At 40.2% G+C, this 18,330-nt stretch carries 17 protein-coding genes; 9 read left to right on the forward strand and 8 right to left on the reverse strand.

Going from position 1 to position 18,330, the window contains the following annotated elements:
* Nucleotides 1-164 precede the first annotated feature (164 nt).
* The 3 genes from R3X26_RS02460 to R3X26_RS02470 are packed head-to-tail and all read right to left on the reverse strand — an operon-like array spanning nucleotide 165 to nucleotide 3,114.
* Entirely contained in the window at nucleotides 165-830 is a 666-nt protein-coding gene (locus tag R3X26_RS02460) for a hypothetical protein (RefSeq protein WP_317715546.1), read from the reverse strand.
* Nucleotides 827-1,375 carry a sigma-70 family RNA polymerase sigma factor gene (locus R3X26_RS02465; protein ID WP_317715547.1) on the reverse strand — a complete coding sequence of 183 codons (549 nt, stop codon included), beginning with the start codon at nucleotides 1,373-1,375 and terminating at the stop codon, nucleotides 827-829. The genes R3X26_RS02460 and R3X26_RS02465 overlap by 4 nt, the downstream gene beginning before the upstream one ends.
* Complete coding sequence (locus R3X26_RS02470; RefSeq protein ID WP_317715548.1) at nucleotides 1,375-3,114, reverse strand: VWA domain-containing protein; 1,740 nt, start codon at nucleotides 3,112-3,114, stop codon at nucleotides 1,375-1,377. Before R3X26_RS02470 ends, R3X26_RS02465 begins: the two co-directional genes overlap by 1 nt.
* Before the next feature lie 211 nt (nucleotides 3,115-3,325).
* Between R3X26_RS02470 and R3X26_RS02475 the strand changes: the two genes are divergently transcribed.
* On the forward strand, nucleotides 3,326-4,945 hold the full coding sequence (locus tag R3X26_RS02475; RefSeq protein ID WP_317715549.1) for an NAD(P)/FAD-dependent oxidoreductase: 1,620 nt from the start codon (nucleotides 3,326-3,328) through the stop codon (nucleotides 4,943-4,945).
* Nucleotides 4,946-5,043: 98 nt separating this feature from the next.
* Here the strand turns inward: R3X26_RS02475 and R3X26_RS02480 are convergent, their stop codons facing one another.
* Together R3X26_RS02480 and R3X26_RS02485 are read right to left on the reverse strand one after the other, a co-directional pair.
* Nucleotides 5,044-5,601, reverse strand: coding sequence for a DUF1439 domain-containing protein (locus R3X26_RS02480; RefSeq protein ID WP_317715550.1), 558 nt, complete (start codon nucleotides 5,599-5,601; stop codon nucleotides 5,044-5,046).
* 114 nt (nucleotides 5,602-5,715) lie between these two features.
* Nucleotides 5,716-6,510: a TSUP family transporter gene (locus tag R3X26_RS02485; protein WP_317715551.1), complete on the reverse strand. Its 795-nt coding sequence runs from the start codon at nucleotides 6,508-6,510 to the stop codon at nucleotides 5,716-5,718.
* Between the two features lie 100 nt (nucleotides 6,511-6,610).
* Between R3X26_RS02485 and R3X26_RS02490 the strand changes: the two genes are divergently transcribed.
* Nucleotides 6,611-7,519 carry a LysR substrate-binding domain-containing protein gene (locus tag R3X26_RS02490; protein ID WP_317715552.1) on the forward strand — a complete coding sequence of 303 codons (909 nt, stop codon included), beginning with the start codon at nucleotides 6,611-6,613 and terminating at the stop codon, nucleotides 7,517-7,519.
* 14 nt (nucleotides 7,520-7,533) lie between these two features.
* On the opposite strand, the gene R3X26_RS02495 is transcribed toward R3X26_RS02490, so the two are convergent.
* Nucleotides 7,534-8,481, reverse strand: a complete 948-nt coding sequence (locus R3X26_RS02495) for a helix-turn-helix domain-containing protein (RefSeq protein ID WP_317715553.1) — start codon at nucleotides 8,479-8,481, stop codon at nucleotides 7,534-7,536.
* Nucleotides 8,482-8,744: 263 nt separating this feature from the next.
* On the opposite strand from R3X26_RS02495, the gene R3X26_RS02500 reads away from it, so the two are divergent.
* The 6 genes from R3X26_RS02500 to R3X26_RS02525 all read left to right on the forward strand — a co-directional run bounded on the left by R3X26_RS02500 (nucleotide 8,745) and on the right by R3X26_RS02525 (nucleotide 15,046).
* Nucleotides 8,745-9,254: a TRAP transporter small permease subunit gene (locus R3X26_RS02500; protein ID WP_317715554.1), complete on the forward strand. Its 510-nt coding sequence runs from the start codon at nucleotides 8,745-8,747 to the stop codon at nucleotides 9,252-9,254.
* The gene (locus tag R3X26_RS02505; protein WP_317715555.1) at nucleotides 9,251-10,570 is read left to right on the forward strand and encodes a TRAP transporter large permease subunit; all 1,320 of its coding nucleotides are present in this window, start codon (nucleotides 9,251-9,253) and stop codon (nucleotides 10,568-10,570) included. The genes R3X26_RS02500 and R3X26_RS02505 overlap by 4 nt, the downstream gene beginning before the upstream one ends.
* 97 nt (nucleotides 10,571-10,667) lie before the next feature.
* Nucleotides 10,668-11,708 carry a TRAP transporter substrate-binding protein DctP gene (dctP, locus tag R3X26_RS02510; protein WP_317715556.1) on the forward strand — a complete coding sequence of 347 codons (1,041 nt, stop codon included), beginning with the start codon at nucleotides 10,668-10,670 and terminating at the stop codon, nucleotides 11,706-11,708.
* A gap of 140 nt (nucleotides 11,709-11,848) precedes the next feature.
* Nucleotides 11,849-13,249: an ethanolamine ammonia-lyase subunit EutB gene (locus R3X26_RS02515; protein WP_317715557.1), complete on the forward strand. Its 1,401-nt coding sequence runs from the start codon at nucleotides 11,849-11,851 to the stop codon at nucleotides 13,247-13,249.
* 91 nt (nucleotides 13,250-13,340) lie between these two features.
* Nucleotides 13,341-14,258: an ethanolamine ammonia-lyase subunit EutC gene (eutC, locus tag R3X26_RS02520; protein ID WP_317715558.1), complete on the forward strand. Its 918-nt coding sequence runs from the start codon at nucleotides 13,341-13,343 to the stop codon at nucleotides 14,256-14,258.
* A gap of 251 nt (nucleotides 14,259-14,509) precedes the next feature.
* Nucleotides 14,510-15,046 carry a redoxin domain-containing protein gene (locus tag R3X26_RS02525; protein WP_317715559.1) on the forward strand — a complete coding sequence of 179 codons (537 nt, stop codon included), beginning with the start codon at nucleotides 14,510-14,512 and terminating at the stop codon, nucleotides 15,044-15,046.
* Nucleotides 15,047-15,221: 175 nt separating this feature from the next.
* On the opposite strand, the gene R3X26_RS02530 is transcribed toward R3X26_RS02525, so the two are convergent.
* On the reverse strand, nucleotides 15,222-16,349 hold the full coding sequence (locus tag R3X26_RS02530) for a phosphoserine transaminase (RefSeq protein ID WP_317715560.1): 1,128 nt from the start codon (nucleotides 16,347-16,349) through the stop codon (nucleotides 15,222-15,224).
* 435 nt (nucleotides 16,350-16,784) lie between these two features.
* Here R3X26_RS02530 and R3X26_RS02535 point away from each other — a divergent pair, with 435 nt between their 5' ends.
* Nucleotides 16,785-17,681 carry a L,D-transpeptidase family protein gene (locus R3X26_RS02535; RefSeq protein ID WP_317715920.1) on the forward strand — a complete coding sequence of 299 codons (897 nt, stop codon included), beginning with the start codon at nucleotides 16,785-16,787 and terminating at the stop codon, nucleotides 17,679-17,681.
* Nucleotides 17,682-17,702: 21 nt separating this feature from the next.
* On the opposite strand, the gene R3X26_RS02540 is transcribed toward R3X26_RS02535, so the two are convergent.
* Nucleotides 17,703-18,314, reverse strand: a complete 612-nt coding sequence (locus R3X26_RS02540) for a hypothetical protein (RefSeq protein ID WP_317715561.1) — start codon at nucleotides 18,312-18,314, stop codon at nucleotides 17,703-17,705.
* Nucleotides 18,315-18,330: the final 16 nt, after the last annotated feature.

Genomic DNA, 18,330 nt, shown 5'->3' on the forward strand with positions numbered 1-18,330 from the left:
GTAGAGGGCAAGTGGTAAGGATAAGATACTCGCCAAGAATAAAAACGCTATATAAAATGATCCAACTTGGAATGGATTTGATGGATACTCAGTCTTTTTGTCAGTCTTTTTAGGTCTGTCCTTTTGAATTTTCCCTTTGAATTATCCTATTTCTTTTTAAGAAACTATTCATATTCAGGTTTAAGTAAAGCTGCTCTCAAACTTTCTGGTACTTGCTGTTCTAATTTGGGGTTGTCATCGATCAACTGCAATAACTGCTCCCTAGCTTTATCCTGTTTGCCTTCAGCTAGCAAACGTTCAATGTTTGAAAATATTAGATCAGTATTTTGTGCTATTTGTTTGGGCTCGGTCTGTCCTTTAGCTGACTGTCCTTGAGTTACCTTATCCATCGTTTCAAACTCCTCAGAGTGGCTATCTGGTTTCATTGGTGATGGGTTTCGAAAAGTTTTAGTTTGACTTGAATGAGCTTTAAGTTCATTAAAATCAATAGCTTTATGTTCTACACTGTCTAATTGAATGGTTTCATTTCTTTCAGGTATTGACGGAGAAATATTCGTTTGGTCGAGCCATTGCCACGGAGTTAGAATAGAAATAAAAGTTACTGATGCAGCCAAGCTTAAGTACGGCCACCAGTTTAGGTTTTTTTGGGCCTGTCCTTTAATTTCTAGGGTCTGTCCCTTGTGTGGTTTATTCTGTGGTATTTGGGTCTGTCCTTTACTTTGAGCTTTGGCGTAATCAAGAATGGTTTTGTTGATTTTTTCAGATGGTTGTTCTTTGGCATCACTTTTATAGAGCGATATAATATCTTGATCTTCTGTTAATTTTTTCATTCTCGTTCCCCTAGCTTGCGTGTCAAACACTGGCGTAATTGCTCTAAGGCGTAGCGAAGCCGGGTTTTAATTGCTTCTGACTTAGCACCAACAATCTGGCAAATTTGTACTGGCTCGAAGCCTGAATCGTAACGGAGTAAAAATGCCTCTCGCTGAAGAGGAGCAAGCAAAGACAGACAATGCTTGAGCGCCGTTTTTTTTAATTCTAAGGAATCATCCAAGTTTTCAAATGGTTCACTTTCAGCCTGCAAGCTGTGCGCTTGTCTAGACATGTTTTTACGAAACTCATCAACGATAAGATTATGAGCTATCTGGTATAACCAAGTAGTAAATTTTGCCGAAGGTATATAGGAATCACGTTTATCCACTATACGGAACCACACATCCTGAAATAACTCGTCGGCATGCGATCTTTGTGAGCTATTAAGCTGTCTAACAAAGTAACGATAGAGTGGATCTTTATGTCGTTGGTACAGTATGGCAAAAGCGGATTGTTCGCCTTTGCCAAATGCGGTCATTAATTGCTCGTCGGATCTATTTTCCATTAAAGAGTCTGCGCTATTTCCACTAAGTTGATAAATTCACCTCGATAATTATACGGATCTTTTCCTCGGTTTTCTCGCGCAATATCGGCGATTTCTTCATAAGACAAGTGATCTATGTATTGATTATTTTTAATTTTTTGAGCAAATGCAGCAACCGCTGAACTAAACTGAAAATCTCGACTTGCCTGATCAAAATGTGTTTTCATTTGGCTAGCTTTTATAACTTGAGTGGTTAGCGTACTAACGGATGTACGAGGAAGTTTATAACGAACTTTTATTTGAGCTAATTCATCAATAAAACCGGTCTCAACAGTATTTTTTTCAGTGTAACGTAAGTTGTCAATTTGGCCCGTTTCTCCTGTAAGTGTTAATTCATATAGTGCGGTAACTGTATGACCAGCACCAATTTCACCAGCATCTACTTTATCGTTATTGAAATCTTCATCTTTCAGAAGTCTATTTTGATAGCCTATCAAACGATACTCTTTAACTAATTGAGGGTTAAATTCGATTTGTATTTTCACGTCTGAAGCAATGGTTTGTAATGTCCCACTCATTTGACGAACCAGTACTTTTTTGGCTTCGTGTAAGGTATCTATATAAGCATGATTACCGTCACCAATGTTGGCTAGTTGCTCCATCATAGCATCGTTGTAGTTACCGCGACCAAACCCGAGTGTACTAAGAGAAATACCTTGTTCACGCTTTGTGGCAACTAACTGTTTAAGTGAATCTATGTTGGTCGTGCCGACATTGAAATCTCCATCGGTTGCTAGAATTATCCGGTTAATCCCATTTTCAATGAAATTTGACTGTGCTTGTTGATAAGCCAGATTTATTCCACTTTCACCATAAGTACTGCCTCCCGCCGATAGATTTTTAAGTGCGTTAATGATGGTTTGTTTCTCACTCCCCGCAGTGGGTTTTAATATTACTTGGGACTGTCCCGCGTACGTGACCAAGCTAACGCTGTCATTGTCGTTGAGTTCGTTTACTAGTGTGGACAGACTACGCAGCAGCAGGGGTAATTTGTTAGGTTGATTCATTGACCCAGAAACATCAATTAGAAACACCAAGTTAGATGCTTGACGTGAGGAGTTAGGTATATCGTAGCCTTGTAGCCCAATACGAAGTAGCTGACGCTTTTCATTCCATGGTGAGGGTGCAACTTCGCTGTTGATTGAAAAGGGTTGGTTTTTATTATCAGGTGGTAGGTAATCATAATCAAAGTAATTGATAAAGGCTTCTTCTCTAATCGCGTCGACGGGAGGGGTCTGTCCCATGTTGAGATAGCTGCGAATGTTGGCGTAGCTGCCTGTGTCTACATCAATAGAAAAAGTAGAAAGTGGCGTGTTGATTACCTGAAAAACTCCATTACTGGTGTTTTTCAGGTAAGTATCTTGACCTTGCTGTTGTAGCATAAATTGATCGTTAGTTGGCATCATTCTAGGTCTGCTCATTACTTGAGAAATCGCCATTTTAGACATTGATAAATCTTGAGAGAGAGAATGACTGGCGTGCTTGGTTGTGGTCTCGATAACGTGTGATTCTTTTTCTATGGTAATGTTTGGTTTCTGTGGGACAGGCACTTCTTGCTCTTGTTGCTGAACGGCTGTTGAAGAGTCGACAATTGGGTTTATGGACAGATCAGATTGTTGGTTGCTTTGTTTATCACAGGCGGTGATTATCGTTATCGTTCCGAGAAGCGCTGTTAGGCCATATATTGATGTTAATTTCATGGTGTTTGTCCTTATGTGTTTTCATGCGTTTTTTATATAAACGGATGGAATTGCAAAAGGGGTGAATTATTTTAAATAATCCGATCGATTTGTTCTTTGGTTGGCAGGAAATGGTTTATTTAATCGTGCCGCTAGAGGAATGTTTATTACATTTTGTCGATAGATCACGTAAACTACGCGCTAATTTTTTCGTCTAATTATCTGGTGAATTATGATACGCCTCAACCAAGTAAAACTACCTTTAGATCATGCTGAAAATGAAATAAAGGACCATGTTTTAAATACACTCTCTATTTCTGAACAACAATTGGTTGATATCCATATATTTAAACGTGGTTATGACGCACGTAAAAAGAATCAAATCACATTAATCTACACGCTAGATGTAACGTTACAGCAAGTCGATGAAGAAGCGTTATTGCAACGTTTTAATGATGATCCTAACGTGCGAGTTTCTCCAGATACCGAATATAAATACGTAGCCAAAGCGCCGGATGAATTGACTGAGCGTCCAATAGTGATAGGTATGGGCCCATGTGGATTGTTTGTTGCGTTAATTTTAGCTCAAATGGGCTTTAAGCCGATTGTTTTGGAACGAGGAAAATCGGTCCATGAGCGAGCAAAAGATACGTTTCGTTTTTGGCGTAGTAGTGAATTAAATACCGAGTCAAACGTTCAATTTGGAGAAGGTGGGGCCGGAACGTTTTCCGATGGTAAGCTGTATAGCCAAGTTAAAGACCCTGGTTTCCTTGGATTAAAAGTTAAGCAAGAATTTGTTGCTGCAGGTGCGCCATCTGAGATTATTTACGTCAGTAAGCCGCATATCGGAACCTATAAGTTAGTGACTATGGTGGCACAAATGCGCCAAAAAATCATAGATCTAGGCGGTGAGATTCGTTTTGAAACGCGGGTCGATGAGATCAATATTGAAGGTGATGGCGAACAGAGACAAGTGACGGGTGTTACCTTAAACAATGGAGAGGTGATCAACAGTAAACATGTGGTCGCCGCGGTGGGTCATAGTGCGCGTGATACTTTTCAAATGTTGACCGATAAAGGTGTACATATGATTGCACAATCTTTTTCGATTGGATTTCGTATCGAACATAAACAAGAGATGATTGATCAAGCCCGTTTTGGCAAAAATGCCGGTCATCCTTTACTTGGTGCAGCAGATTATAAACTTGTACATCATTGTAAAAATGGCCGCTCGGTTTATAGTTTCTGCATGTGCCCGGGGGGCGTTGTAGTTGCAGCGACTTCTGAAGAACATGCGGTTGTGACCAATGGTATGAGCCAGTATTCTCGTAGTGAGCGTAACGCCAATAGTGCCATTGTGGTGGGCATTTCACCAGAAGATTTTAATAACGACCCTCTACAAGCAATTGCGTTACAACGTAAATTGGAGCGTAATGCTTATGTGATGGGAGGCAGTAATTATAATGCACCGGCACAAATGGTGGGGGATTTTTTAGCAGCTGGAAAAGGTAAGCCTTTCGAAGCAGTTGAACCTTCTTACAAGCCAAATGTTAAAATGACCGATTTGACCGATGCACTGCCAGATTTTGCTATTGAAGCGATACGTGAAGCGTTACCTGCTTTTGCTAAAAAAATTCGTGGTTTTGATAGTAAAGATGCGATGTTAACGGGAGTCGAAACTCGTACTTCATCACCTGTGCAGATTAAACGTGGAACGGACATGCAAAGTATCAATACTCGTGGTTTGTATCCGGGCGGAGAAGGCGCAGGCTACGCGGGTGGTATTTTGTCGGCTGGTATTGATGGCATTAAAATAGCACAAGCGGTTGCGTTAGATATGCTAAAGGGCTAACTGATGTTTCGGTTTAGATACTGGTAGTAATCAAAAACAGCATTGAAAAAAGGGGTGAATCAGTTGATTCACCCCTTTTGATTTTTAATTAATAGGTACTAATTGAACAGCTCGATTACTAATTTATTGTCTTTGACTGATAAGCTAGGATTGGTTGATTTAAGTAATGCTTGTTTTACATCATTGCTGTCTAGCTCATAAACTGGTTGTTGAGACAGCGCTTGACCAATCATTGAAACAGCAGGTTTTAATAGTTGGGCTATCTCCGGTGTTAATTGATCATTAAGTTCACTAAATTGTTCTAAACGCAGTGAATTAACAAAAATTTTGCCTGTTTCCGGCTCATATTCTGGAATCGCGCTAAATTCAATGTCTAGATCTAAACCCATTTCAGGCACACTTAACATTTGTATTATCGCTTTAGTGTTGGCGAAAATAGACACTCTGTCCTCTGCTACCTGACCAATTTTAACCTGTAAATCATTCACATCAACTTGGGCGTACATGACATTTTTTATACCAACAGATTGTTGAAAACTAACATTATCTTGCAGGTATTGGCTCATATCTTGTTCGGTTATACTGTAACTTGCGCAACTAGCAAGTAAAGAAGTACCGATTAATACACACAGTAATTTTACTGATTTTTTAAACATTGAATTCAACTCTTATTCATTTTGTATGCGCTAATTTTGCGACGAAAAAGTGATGAGGTAAAGAGTAAATTGTTGTGTCTTTTGGTCAAAAACAACAGTCTGCAATTAGATAACTTAAACAAACAAAACATTAGCAACATTTTCATGGACCAGTTTAGCCGTCATGACTAATGTCACACCGATAAAAACTGGACGAACCAATTTTGTTCCAAATACAATGACGAACTTACCCCCGATAATTGACCCAACTATTTGTCCTGCCCCCATTAGTAAACCTATGCTGTAGTCTACTTGCCCTAATATAATAAATAGAATCAGTGATATGACATTGCCAATCAAATTAACCGGTTTGGTCGCCATGGTTGCTTGTTTCACGGTATATCCGAGCAATGTTACAAACGCAACCATCCATAATGAACCTGTTCCAGGGCCAAAAAAACCATTGTAGAAACCAATAAGTAGTCCGCTGTAGACCATAAAATGTGTTGTAGATAATAACGGTGTAGAGGTTTTTGTTGATTTCAGTTTGCTTGACGTTATGGAGTAGATGGTTATTGCGATCATCAAAAAAGGGAGTAGTGCTTGTAAGGATTCATTATCGATAAGACTCACACTAATCGATCCTAAAAAAGCACCAATAGAAGTGCATACAATACCTAATAAAATTCCTTTGGTTGGCAGTTGTTTACTCAGGATAAAGACCACCGATGTTGTTAATTCTCCAATAACTGCTTGTAGTCGGTTTGTTCCTAATGCAACCATGGGAGGGTAGCCAGCTAACAGCAGGCCAGGAATGGTTATCAACCCTCCACCGCCAGCAATCGCATCGACAAACCCAGCGACGATAGCGACCAAGAATAAGATGATAGTTATCGATTCACTGAAACTGCTGTTTAATATATTTTCCATTATGTGTTGCCCTTTAAATATTTTAAGTGCTGATACTTTATAAAGGGACGAGATAAAGTTAAATTAATGCTTTGTTACTTTATAGTTAAGGTTGAACTTAATGGTATCTTCACAAGATATTGAGTTTTTTATTGTTGTTGCAGCAAGCCCTTCGTTAGCTGCTGCGGCCAGAACTCTGAATGTTACCCCTCCGAGTGTGTCTCAGCGTTTGCAATATATTGAAGCAAAACTCGCGGTGAAATTGGTTGAAAGAAATGCGCGTTCAATTTCTCTCACTAACGAAGGTGAGATTCTAGCTCGGCAAGGGCAGCAAATACTGACCGAGTTGGAAAGTTTACAAGAAAATATTTCTAATAAAAAAATAGCAATTTCTGGCCACTTAAGATTGCTCTCGCCTATCGGTTTTGGTGAAAAACATATTGGACCGATAGCTGCGGAATTTCAAAATCAATATCCTCTTACTAAGATCGAATTGAATTTATCCGATATTCCTCAATGGTCGGTGCACAATAGCCCCGATATCATGCTTTATATTGGGCATTTAGAAGACTCATCCTTAAAACGTATTGTATTGGCAAAAAACCGACGTTTTTTACTTGCGTCTCCCGACTATCTTAGCCGTGCGCCGTTGTTAGATACTCCTAAAGATCTTGGTAACCACCGATGTATAGCGTTAAGAGAAAATAATGAAGATGCGACAATGTGGCGATTTACTCAAGCGCCAAAAGGGACAGAAATGAACATTAGAATTTCTCCTGTGTTATCAAGCAATGTTAGCCAAGTCACTAAAGATTGGTGTGTGGCAGGACAAGGAATTATTCAACGCTCCGAGTGGGATGTACAAGAAGAGCTTGAAAATGGTCAGTTGGTAAGAGTGCTATCTTCGTATCAGCTTGAAAGCGCCGATATTGTCGCGTTGTTATCATCTGAACGTTTGAGCCGCTCTAGAAAAGTAACGGTGTTTCTAGAGTTTATGCAGCAACGTTTGGCGGAAAGGTTAGGCTATTAAACTCGCACAGAAGGTTAGCGGCGCTGACGTGTTTGCAAAGGCGTTTCACCAAATAAGCGTTTATAGTCTTGGCTAAATTGGCCCAAATGGAAAAACCCATGTTCAAACGCGATTTCACCGATGGTTTTAATATTTTCACTACTGAGTAGAGCACGTCTAATTTGATTGAGACGAGTTGTTTTTATGTATTGTTTAGGTGAAATATCACAGCAATGAGTAAAGGTGTATTGCAACGTACGCCGACTGACATGAACCGCTTCACAAATTTCGTTGATTGTCACTGGGGATTTGAGCCGTGATTCGGTGAGATATTGATTGACACGTTTCATGATCAATTGGCGATGATGTAAGCCTACCTGAATAGTAGGTGAGCATTGTGCCTGATTGAGAAGATCGAGGACAGCATCTTGTAAAATAGCCTCTTGAGTGCTTCGACTCCAACGACAGGTAGGTCGTAAAAGTATTGATAGATACTGATGAAAAGCATTTAGAACGTGTGAGGGAATATTCTCTAGCCACAGGTTATCAATAGATTGCGCTAAACGTGTATCTTCACTATCGACTAAACATTTAGTAAACAAACTACTATGTAAGACTATACCAAAAATCGAAAAATCCTCAGGCGTTAGTAATTCAAAATCCTGGCTTCCAGGTCGGCAGAGAAATTGATACTGAGTATTTTGTTCATTGTTAATCCGACAATTTTTGTTATTTGCGCTTAAACCTAACCATAAGCCGCCATCTTCTACTCGGCATTGTTGCCGCAATTTACGGTTGGTATCTTCGCGAAATACGTGTAAATGAGGAAAGTTAATTTCATTGATCACACCACTAAACCCACCAGAACTGAGTTGATCGTATTCTTGCTGCCAGTTGATCAAATTGTCGGCTTGATGGTTTGCATCATTTGAGAGAAGCGTGCACAAAGATGGTTCATTGCTCATTAGTGGTAATTTCTCCATATGTTTGTCCTCGTATCGATAATTGTGCCGATATAGGGCAACCCCTTACTTATCTTGTTGTTATTTATGATTTATCTATATTTGCCAATTATTGATATTAGTTAGGAATAAAGTTCGCATAACAATAATGACAGAGTGATTAATGTTTGAAGCAGCAAAAATTGAACCAAGTAAAGACAATTGCGCTTCATCTGCTCACAGGATTAATTTGGCAGACATTGCTGTTTTACGGTTTGCTGCCGTTTTTGTAAAAAGGAAATGAAATGCCTGGCTTTATTGTTGCCTACGTTAAATATGTGGATGCATTCAATCGTTGTATTGGCCGATTTATGACCTATGGGATATTTCTGATTGTGGGCGTCCTTATGTGGTCCTCCATCTCCAAAACTTTTTTTATGCCATCACTTTGGACGCTTGAATCTGCTCAATTCATGATGGTTGCCTACTATATCCTTGGTGGCGCGTATGCGATTCAGCTTAATGCAAATGTTCGTATGGATTTGTTTTACGGTGAATGGTCAGTAAAACAAAGAGCATGGGTCGACGCATTTACTGTCTTTTTTTTGATTTTTTACTTGTGTGTTCTGCTTTATGGAGGCTTAGAAAGTACGCTTTATTCGCTTGAATATGGTCAAAGAACTCGCTCCGCATGGCGCCCGTTACTTTGGCCGATTAAAGCCGTAATGTGTACTGGATTCTTAATGATGATCTTACAAGCTATTTCACAATTTATTAAAGATATTGCCGTTATTCGAGGAGTAGAAATCAAATGAGCTATGGCATGATCGCAACATTGATGTTCTCACTGATGATGTTGCTAATGGCAACTGGTCAGCGTGTATTTGCTGCAATTGGTGCAGTGGCCTCTATCGCCGCTATTATGTTGTGGGGGACAGGAGGGGTTGAAATTCCGTTCACTTCCGCAATGAAATTAATGAACTGGTATCCGATGCTTACTTTACCCATGTTTATTTTTATGGGTTATATCCTTTCAGAATCGAAAATAGCGGATGACTTGTACAAAATGTTTCACGTCTGGATGGGACCAATGCCCGGTGGCTTAGCTATTGGAACCATTGGACTTATGGTTCTTGTTTCTGCAATGAACGGTTTATCGGTTGCCGGCATGGCGATTGGCGCAACGATAGCATTGCCTGAATTACTTAAGCGTAATTACGATAAAAAAATGGTTACCGGGGTTATTCAAGCCGGTTCCTCGCTAGGTATATTAGTTCCTCCTTCTGTTGTTCTGGTTTTATACGCCATGATAGCTCGTCAGCCGGTAGGCCAACTTTGGTTGGCGGGCATCGTACCTGGATTAGTTATGGCAGTGCTGTTCATTGTGTATATTGCCGTTCGTTGTCGTCTTAATCCAAGTTTAGGACCGACTTTGAGTGATGCAGAGCGCAACGTTCCTAGGGCTGAAAAATTACGCCTTCTTGGTGCTGGAATTTTGCCTATTGGTATATTTGCAGTAATGATGATCCCTTTTGTTAATGGCTGGACAAGTTTGGTTGAAAGTTCTGCTATTGGTGCTATGGCCGCTTTACTCGCCGCGATTATTAAAAAACGTATGACCAAAGTGGTGTTTGAAAATTCCGTGCGTAGCACGCTTGCTATTTCATGTATGTTTATGTGGATCATACTTGCTGCACTGGGATTCGGGGCTATTTTTGATGGTCTAGGTGCGGTAAAAGCAATAGAGCAACTGTTTACAGAACAACTCGGATTAAGCCCTTGGGCCATTTTGATCTTGATGCAGCTATCATTTCTTATCATGGGTACGTTCCTTGATGATACAGCAATGCTAGTGATTGTTGCGCCGCTATATGTCCCACTCGTTCATTCACTTGGATTTGATCTTATTTGGTATGGCGTTCTTTACACCATAACCTCACAAATTGCTTACATGACACCACCATTTGGTTACAACTTGTTTTTAATGCGAGCTATGGCACCACCAGAAATAACCTTGCGTGATATATACGGTTCAGTAGGGCCTTTTGTCGCCATCATGGTGTTCTCACTCATTCTTATTATGGTGTTTCCAAGTTTGGCGATGTGGTTACCAGAATATGTGTACGGCTAATAAACAAGCGAATGCTTATTTAACGATTAACGAATAAAAAATTCAGTTTCTGGGCGAAAACAGTTCGCCAAGAAAATAATCCACCGGAGGGATAGCTATGAACTCAAGACGTAAATTTTTAACAGGCGCGGCAGCGTTGACCGCAGGAACCATGTTGGCTCCAGCTAAAACATTTGCCGCTAGCCCTAAAATTAAATGGCGTATGCAAACTTACGCAGGCCCAGCACTTGCCGAGCATGTGATCAAACCTGCTATTGAAACCTTTAACCGCATCGCTGGTGAAGAAATGCAGATTGAACTGTATTTTGCCGACCAACTTGTCCCAACGGGTGAGTTATTCCGCGCTATGCAAAAAGGCATAATCGATGCAGTTCAATCTGATGATGATTCAATGGCATCGCCAACTGAAGTCACTACGTTTGGTGGATATTTCCCATTTGGTAGTCGCTACTCACTTGATGTGCCTGTCCTGTTTAATCAGTATGGACTGGATGAAATTTGGAAAGAAGAGTATGCAAAAGTAGGGGTTAAACATATCTCGGCAGGTGCTTGGGATCCATGTCATTTCGCAACTAAAGAGCCGGTGAACAGTTTGGCCGACCTTAAGGGCTTGAGAATATTTACTTTCCCAACGGCAGGTCGTTTCTTAGCCAAATTTGGCGTGGTACCAGTTTCTATTCCTTGGGAAGACGTAGAAGTCGCATTACAAACTGGTGAGCTAGATGGTATCGCGTGGTCTGGTATTACCGAGGATTACACGGTTGGTTGGTCTAAAGTGACTAATTACTTCTTAACTAATAATATTTCAGGTGCTTGGATTGGTTCGTTCTTTGCTAACATGGATCGTTACAATGAACTTCCAGACCATTTAAAAGAGCTACTTGAGTTATGTATGGATAGTTCACACTATTATCGCCAATGGTGGTATTGGGGAGGAGAAGCCAAACTGCGTGTGGAAGGTAGTGACATGCAATTAACCACTATTCCAGATGAAGAGTGGGCGACAGTTGAATCGCAAGCACACGAATTCTGGGATGAGATAGCCAAAGAATCGCCGACCAAAGCTAAGATTGTCGAAATATTTAAGAAGTATAATGAAGACATGGAAAAAGCCGGCAGACCTTATCGTTATAGCTAATTAGTACATCTCTAATTAGTATCAAAGCATCACGTAATATAAATAGCTCATTACCATCGATTGGATGCTATTTGTTACTATCAACAGCGACCGCGGTCGCTGTTGATCTTATACAAGACAAGTCAGTTAGAGGGAAAGCTATGACTGCAACATACCGCTGGCAACAGGGAGACAAAGTGTACCGCTTTAACTCATTGGCGGAGTTAATGGCTAAGGCTACACCAGAACGTTCTGGTGATATGCTCGCAGGAGTAAGTGCTGAAACAGCTGAACAACGAGTGATCGCGCAAATGACTCTAGCCAACTTGCCTCTTAAAACTTTCTTGAATCAGGCGGTTATTCCTTACGAATCAGACGAGATAACACGTTTGATCATGGACACACACGACATGCTCGCGTTTGCTCCTATTTCTCATATGACCGTTGGGGATTTTCGAAACTGGTTACTTAGTAAAGAAGCAGATGAACAAGCCCTAACAAAATTACGACCCGGACTCACGCCTGAAATGGTCGCTGCGGTCTGTAAAATCATGCGCAATCAAGATCTTATACTGGTTGCAAAAAAATGCAGGGTCGTGACCGCTTTTCGCAATACCATCGGGTTAAAAGGTCGATTTTCCACGCGTTTGCAACCCAATCACCCTACCGACTCGTTAGACGGCATCGCAGCAACTTTATTTGATGGACTGATGTATGGTAATGGTGATGCCGTTATCGGCATCAACCCTGCTACAGATAACGTGCCTCAGACCATCAAGTTATTATCATTTCTTGACGAAGTGATTCAACACTACCAGATTCCGACTCAGTCCTGCGTGCTTACTCATGTAACCAATACGTTAGAAGTTATAGAAAAAGGTGCACCAGTTGATTTGGTGTTCCAATCAATAGGTGGTACTCAAGGAACTAACGATACATTTGGGGTTAATCTTAACGTACTAAAAGAAGCGCAGGATGCAGCGTTATCGCTACAACGAGGTTCAGTCGGTCACAACGTTATGTATTTCGAAACTGGGCAAGGAACAGCGCTTTCTTCAAATGCTAATTTCGGTGTTGACCAACAAACTTGTGAAGCGAGAGCTTATGCGGTTGCTCGGCATTTTGACCCATTACTTGTTAATACGGTGGTAGGGTTTATTGGCCCAGAATATCTTTTTGATGGAAAGCAAATTATGCGTGCAGGGTTGGAAGACCATTTTTGTGGCAAGTTACTTGGCTTACCAATGGGGTGTGATATTTGTTACACCAACCATGCTTATGCAGACCAAAATGATATGGACAATTTACTGACGTTATTAGGCGTTGCTGGCTGTACATTTATAATGGGTATTCCTGGGTCTGACGATATCATGCTTAATTACCAGACTACCTCATTCCACGATGCGCTCTATGCTCGCAAAGTACTTGGCCTAAAACCTGCGCCGGAATTTGAACATTGGCTGACGGAGATGGAAATTTTCAGCGATGTCGATCAAGTACAATTGAACTCTAAATTGGCGAAACCTTTTCAGGCTTCGCTTGCCGTGATAGAGAAGAGATAGGGCTCTTTGTTACACAAAATACCTTTGTTATATAGAAATAGTGACATTTGTTACAGTACAAACAGTAACGGTAGTTGGAGCAAAATCACCAATGAAAACATCATCTGAGAAACAAAACTCTGCGTGTAAAAACAACGTGACAGACCAACTTGCAGAAGAAATTGAGCAGCACGTTATTGATAATCAATGGCGAAATTTAAAACAGTTTACTTCTGCTCGGATTGCACTAGGTCGTGCTGGCAATAGTATTCCAACTGATGAGTCTTTGGACTTTCAACTTGATCATGCGAGAGCGATAGATGCAGTTCATAAGGCATTAGATATAGAAGCACTATACCAACAAGTGACCAGTGAAACTGAATTGCAGCAGGTATTTCCAACGGATCCCTTTGTGGTTAATAGCAAGGCCAGAGACAGAATGGAATATTTACAAAGACCTGACTTAGGACGTCAATTGAATGAACACTCTTGGCAGACGTTGCTGGATCACTCATCGCATGTACAAGAAGGTTATGACCTCGCGGTAGTTGTAGCAGATGGCCTGTCATCTAAAGCGATTCAAAACCATGCAACTAACTTTTTAACAAAGTTACTGTCGAAATTGGCTAATGATGAAAATCATAATTGGACTTTTGCACCGTTAACGATAGTGAGTCAAGGTCGAGTGGCTGTAGGAGATGATGTTGGAGAGTGCCTTAAAGCAAAAATTACCATTATTCTTATTGGAGAGCGGCCTGGGTTAACCTCACCCGATAGCATGGGGCTTTATATGACATGGAACCCTAAACGTGGTGCTTTAGATTCAGGTCGAAACTGTATTTCAAATATACGTCCAGAAGGTCTTGATTACGATGAAGCTAGCGAAAAAGCATACTACCTCATTCGCGAATCAATGCGGCTAAATATATCAGGCATTAATTTAAAAGATCGATCTTTGGACAACGATGATCAAGCATTGGATTGTGACGAAGATACACATTTCCTAGTAGCCCAACGTACGCCATTATAAAGGGACACACACCGCTTCAGGAGTGAAAATTACTAGATTCAGTATGTGGATTTTGGGTCTGTCCTCGAAACATATTGGGTCTGTCCTTGCAAAAATATTGTCCTTGCAAAAATATTTCCATGAGAGAGGTGTGTGTCCTTATAATTAAGACAAGAAAATTACTTAGTATATAAAATAAACTGATTGATTTGCCTTGATTTATTCATGGGTAACAAACATTATGTGACTTCAATTAAAAATAAGGGGATAACATGACAACTTCACCAAAACTGGTTGCTGGAGATAGCTTTCCGATAATTAAAGCCGATTTATTGGATGGTTCTAGCATTCAATTGGGCGCTGCCCAAGGGGAGGCGACTTGGCAAATGGTTATTGTTTACCGTGGTGTACATTGCCCTTTATGCACTCGTTATCTAAATATTTTGGAAGAGTTTAAAGTTCAATTTTCTGAAATAGGTGTCGATATCGTCGCTATATCAGCAGATTCAAAACAGCAATTGCAAACGCACAGCGAACAACTTGATGTAACTTATCCAGTCGCTTATGGCTTAACAGAAGATCAGATGAAGCAACTAGGTTTGTATATTTCTATGCCTCGCTCTGAAAAAGAGACCGATCATAATTTCGCTGAACCAGGTTTGTTTATTGTTAATGAACAAGGCAACGTACAAGCGGTTGATATTTCTAACACTCCATTCTTACGTCCAGAAATCAGTGTAGTGTTAAGAGGGCTGACTTTTGTTCGTAATCAAGATGATTATCCTATTCGTGGAACGCTCTCTTATTAATCATTAATTTGCGTTATGAACGTTGAAAAGTCAAAAAGGAGAAGTATCGACTTCTCCTTTTTATTTGGTCAGTAGATAAAAAATACTAATGTTACCTTTGAATATTGCAATAATTCATCTGATGGAAAAGCACAATATTTGCTTATATTTTTAAATCGTTTTGCTATTAAATTAATTAGTTTTGCTGTGATTCTATGACTTGGTGATAGCCCCAACTTAACCATGGCAGCAAGTCTTTAAGATCGCTCGCTTCGACCGTCGCACCACACCAAATTCTTAGGCCAGCAGGCGCATCACGGTAGGCACCAATATCAAACGCTACCTCTTCAGTATCAAGTAGCTTGATCAACGCTTTTACTTGTTCTGGTGTTGCGTCTAGACAAAGGCATACGCTAGTGTTAGAGCGAATTTCAGCGTCGGTGGCTAGGAAGTTAATCCAATCATTACTCTCGACAAACTGTTCTAGAACCGCGAGGTTTTCTTTTGATTTACTGATACAAGCAGATACGCCACCGATGGATTTAACCCATTTTAACGCGTCGAGATAATCTGCAACACAAAGCATTGATGGGGTATTAATGGTTGCGCCATTAAAAATACCTTCGATTAATTTATTGCCGCTGGTTAAACGGAAGATTTTAGGCATAGGCCAACTAGGAGTGTAATTTTCTAAGCGCTCTACTGCTCGTGGGCTAAGGATAATAACACCGTGCCCACCTTCTCCACCTAACACTTTTTGCCAACTGTAAGTGGTAACATCCAATTTTTCCCAAGGCATCGGCATAGCAAATATCGCAGAAGTCGCATCGCAAATGGTGAGGCCATCTCGCTCATCGTCTATCCAGTTTCCATTAGGAACGCAAACGCCAGACGTAGTACCGTTCCAAGTAAAAACAATGTCATGCGTCGAATCTGTTTGGGTTAGATCGGGTAATTGACCATAATCTGCAGAAAAATGACGGACATTGTTAAGCTTTAATTGTTTGGTTATATCATTTAACCAACCATCACCAAATGATTCCCATGAACAAACATCGACAGGACGTTGTCCTAAAAGTGACCAAAGCACCATCTCCATTGCACCTGTGTCTGACGCGGGTACGATACCAACACGGTATCCTTCAGGAAGATCAAGTAGTTCAATGGTTTGTTCGATCGAACTTTGTAGAGCAGCTTTACCGAGTGCACTGCGATGAGAGCGACCCAACGTGGACAAATCTAACTGACTTACATCGTACCCTGGGCGTTTGGCACAAGGGCCAGAAGAGAAGTTGGGGTTAGTTGGTTTATGCTGCGGTTTCATAGTAGTCCTTGATGGCGATGGCCGGTAAATATTCATTCTATCCGTTTCTAATCATTCATTATAAAAATTCTACGTGTCCAGATGTTCGATCCTTAGCCGGTTTTTATATCTATGTGATTAACGAGTCTAATTTAATGCGATTCTAATTATATAAAGTCCTTAATGCATTGGAAACCACCGATGCATAATCATTTTAGATTTGGGGTAAATAAACTTAGCACCAAGATTGAGACTAACGGAACGGAGTTGTATTCGTGCCATGCTTATTTTTGATATAAAAAATTTTGAATAATCACTATTATATTAAAGCTTATTGTGTAAATCTGACCAATTTGGATAATCTTGGGTTAACGAATTATCCAATTCTTAGAATGATGTATTATAAGGTGCCGGTTTTTATATGAGGATACGTTTTAAATGAGAATAGGTTTGATGATGTTTAACTATTTGATACTGCTGTTTTTGTTTTTTGTTTTCCCCGTTTATGCTGCAAGCTATGAACTGCCGAGTGATGGCAGCCGTTTGGTTGGTCGGGTGCAAAACCACATGGTCGAAGCAGGAGAAACCATGGCGGAAATTGCCAAACGATATGATGTCGGATTTTTATCATTGATGGCAGCAAATAAAGGCATCGATCCATTTTTACCTCAAGAAGGGACCGTTTTAGTTATACCTTCTATGTTTATTCTACCTTCAGACGATCGAGAAGGAATAGTCATTAACCTTGCTGAATTACGGCTGTATTATTTTGATCAAGATAAGAAGCATGTGCATGTTTTTCCTGTTGGTATCGGTCGAATTGGTCGAGATACACCAGAGATGAGTTCTTATATTAGTCAAAAAATTAAAGATCCGACTTGGACTCCTACACAAAATATTAGGAATGAGTATTTAGAAAAAGGCATTGAATTACCTAGAGTTGTTCCTGCTGGCCCAAATAACCCATTGGGTTTGTTTGCCTTGCGGTTAGCTTATGGAGTAGGGGACTACCTTATACATGGAACTAATAAAGATTTCGGTATTGGACTTCGTGTGAGTTCAGGGTGTATTAGATTGGAGCCGCAAGATATCGAATGGCTATTTAACCAAGTACAACGTAAAGAAAAAGTTCGAGTATTGAATAAACCAGTTAAAATGACTATGGAACCAGACAGCAGTGTATTTATTGAAGTCCATGAACCTTTAACTCGCAGTAACGGTGACAAAAAAGTGTTGGTGTTACCAGAAAATTTAGAAGGTTGGATGGACGAATTTAATTTATCTAAGAATAAAGCTAGAGCGGCAATAGCGATTCAAAGTGGCGTACCAACTCAGATAGTGCAGCCTTATTAGCCCATTGTACGTGCTGTCACTTCAATGGGTATTCTGCAAAGGTTGTGCAGAAACTTGGTCATATACTGATAGTAAATGATTTATAGCTTCAATATGTTGCGGGTATTGATCAAATACCTCGCAGCGTTGCTGGGTCATTTCAATTAATTCGTTTGATAGCAACCAAAACAGATCAGACGTATAGAGCATTGCTGAAAGAGATTTGAACACTTGGCTTTCATAGGCTTGAGCTAAATCAGCTAAAATAGCTTCACGTTCACTTTCACACATCATTGGTTGCTCAGATGCACTAATCGCACGTACATAATGAACATCATTAACCAAACACTCCATCAACGGTTGGTTGTCCTCAGCAAGCAATGTCAGCGTTTGTTTTACTTGTTGTAACCAACTTTCTTTAGTCAAAATTGCTCGATCCACAGGGCCTGTACTTTGTTTAATGTTTTTTTCAATTGATCGTTGCGATTTTTTGAGTACCGACCTTATTTTTTGAAAAGGTAGCTGAAATTCAATACAAAGTTCGAGAATTAGCTTATGAAAACCACCGTTTGGGAGATGAAGATTCGCTTTTAACGTCGCCAACGCTTGCTCTTGATGTAACGTTTGTTGTGCTGCTTTAACATTATTATGCATTTATCTGCTTTCCTAG

The sequence above is a fragment of the Vibrio sp. TH_r3 genome (assembly GCF_033101115.1).
Classification (GTDB): Bacteria; Pseudomonadota; Gammaproteobacteria; order Enterobacterales; family Vibrionaceae; genus Vibrio.

Bases quoted from the DNA above. Each gene is read 5' to 3' on its own strand.
- R3X26_RS02530 (WP_317715560.1), bottom strand. From the start codon at position 16,349: ATGAAACCGCAGCATAAACCAACTAACCCCAACTTCTCTTCTGGCCCT.
- R3X26_RS02505 (WP_317715555.1), top strand. From the start codon at position 9,251: ATGAGCTATGGCATGATCGCAACATTGATGTTCTCACTGATGATGTTG.
- R3X26_RS02490 (WP_317715552.1), top strand. From the start codon at position 6,611: ATGGTATCTTCACAAGATATTGAGTTTTTTATTGTTGTTGCAGCAAGC.
- R3X26_RS02475 (WP_317715549.1), top strand. From the start codon at position 3,326: ATGATACGCCTCAACCAAGTAAAACTACCTTTAGATCATGCTGAAAAT.
- R3X26_RS02465 (WP_317715547.1), bottom strand. From the start codon at position 1,375: ATGGAAAATAGATCCGACGAGCAATTAATGACCGCATTTGGCAAAGGC.
- eutC (WP_317715558.1), top strand. From the start codon at position 13,341: ATGAAAACATCATCTGAGAAACAAAACTCTGCGTGTAAAAACAACGTG.
- R3X26_RS02535 (WP_317715920.1), top strand. From the start codon at position 16,785: ATGTTTAACTATTTGATACTGCTGTTTTTGTTTTTTGTTTTCCCCGTT.
- R3X26_RS02515 (WP_317715557.1), top strand. From the start codon at position 11,849: ATGACTGCAACATACCGCTGGCAACAGGGAGACAAAGTGTACCGCTTT.
- R3X26_RS02500 (WP_317715554.1), top strand. From the start codon at position 8,745: ATGCCTGGCTTTATTGTTGCCTACGTTAAATATGTGGATGCATTCAAT.
- R3X26_RS02540 (WP_317715561.1), bottom strand. From the start codon at position 18,314: ATGCATAATAATGTTAAAGCAGCACAACAAACGTTACATCAAGAGCAA.
- R3X26_RS02460 (WP_317715546.1), bottom strand. From the start codon at position 830: ATGAAAAAATTAACAGAAGATCAAGATATTATATCGCTCTATAAAAGT.
- R3X26_RS02470 (WP_317715548.1), bottom strand. From the start codon at position 3,114: ATGAAATTAACATCAATATATGGCCTAACAGCGCTTCTCGGAACGATA.
- R3X26_RS02480 (WP_317715550.1), bottom strand. From the start codon at position 5,601: ATGTTTAAAAAATCAGTAAAATTACTGTGTGTATTAATCGGTACTTCT.
- R3X26_RS02495 (WP_317715553.1), bottom strand. From the start codon at position 8,481: ATGGAGAAATTACCACTAATGAGCAATGAACCATCTTTGTGCACGCTT.
- dctP (WP_317715556.1), top strand. From the start codon at position 10,668: ATGAACTCAAGACGTAAATTTTTAACAGGCGCGGCAGCGTTGACCGCA.
- R3X26_RS02525 (WP_317715559.1), top strand. From the start codon at position 14,510: ATGACAACTTCACCAAAACTGGTTGCTGGAGATAGCTTTCCGATAATT.
- R3X26_RS02485 (WP_317715551.1), bottom strand. From the start codon at position 6,510: ATGGAAAATATATTAAACAGCAGTTTCAGTGAATCGATAACTATCATC.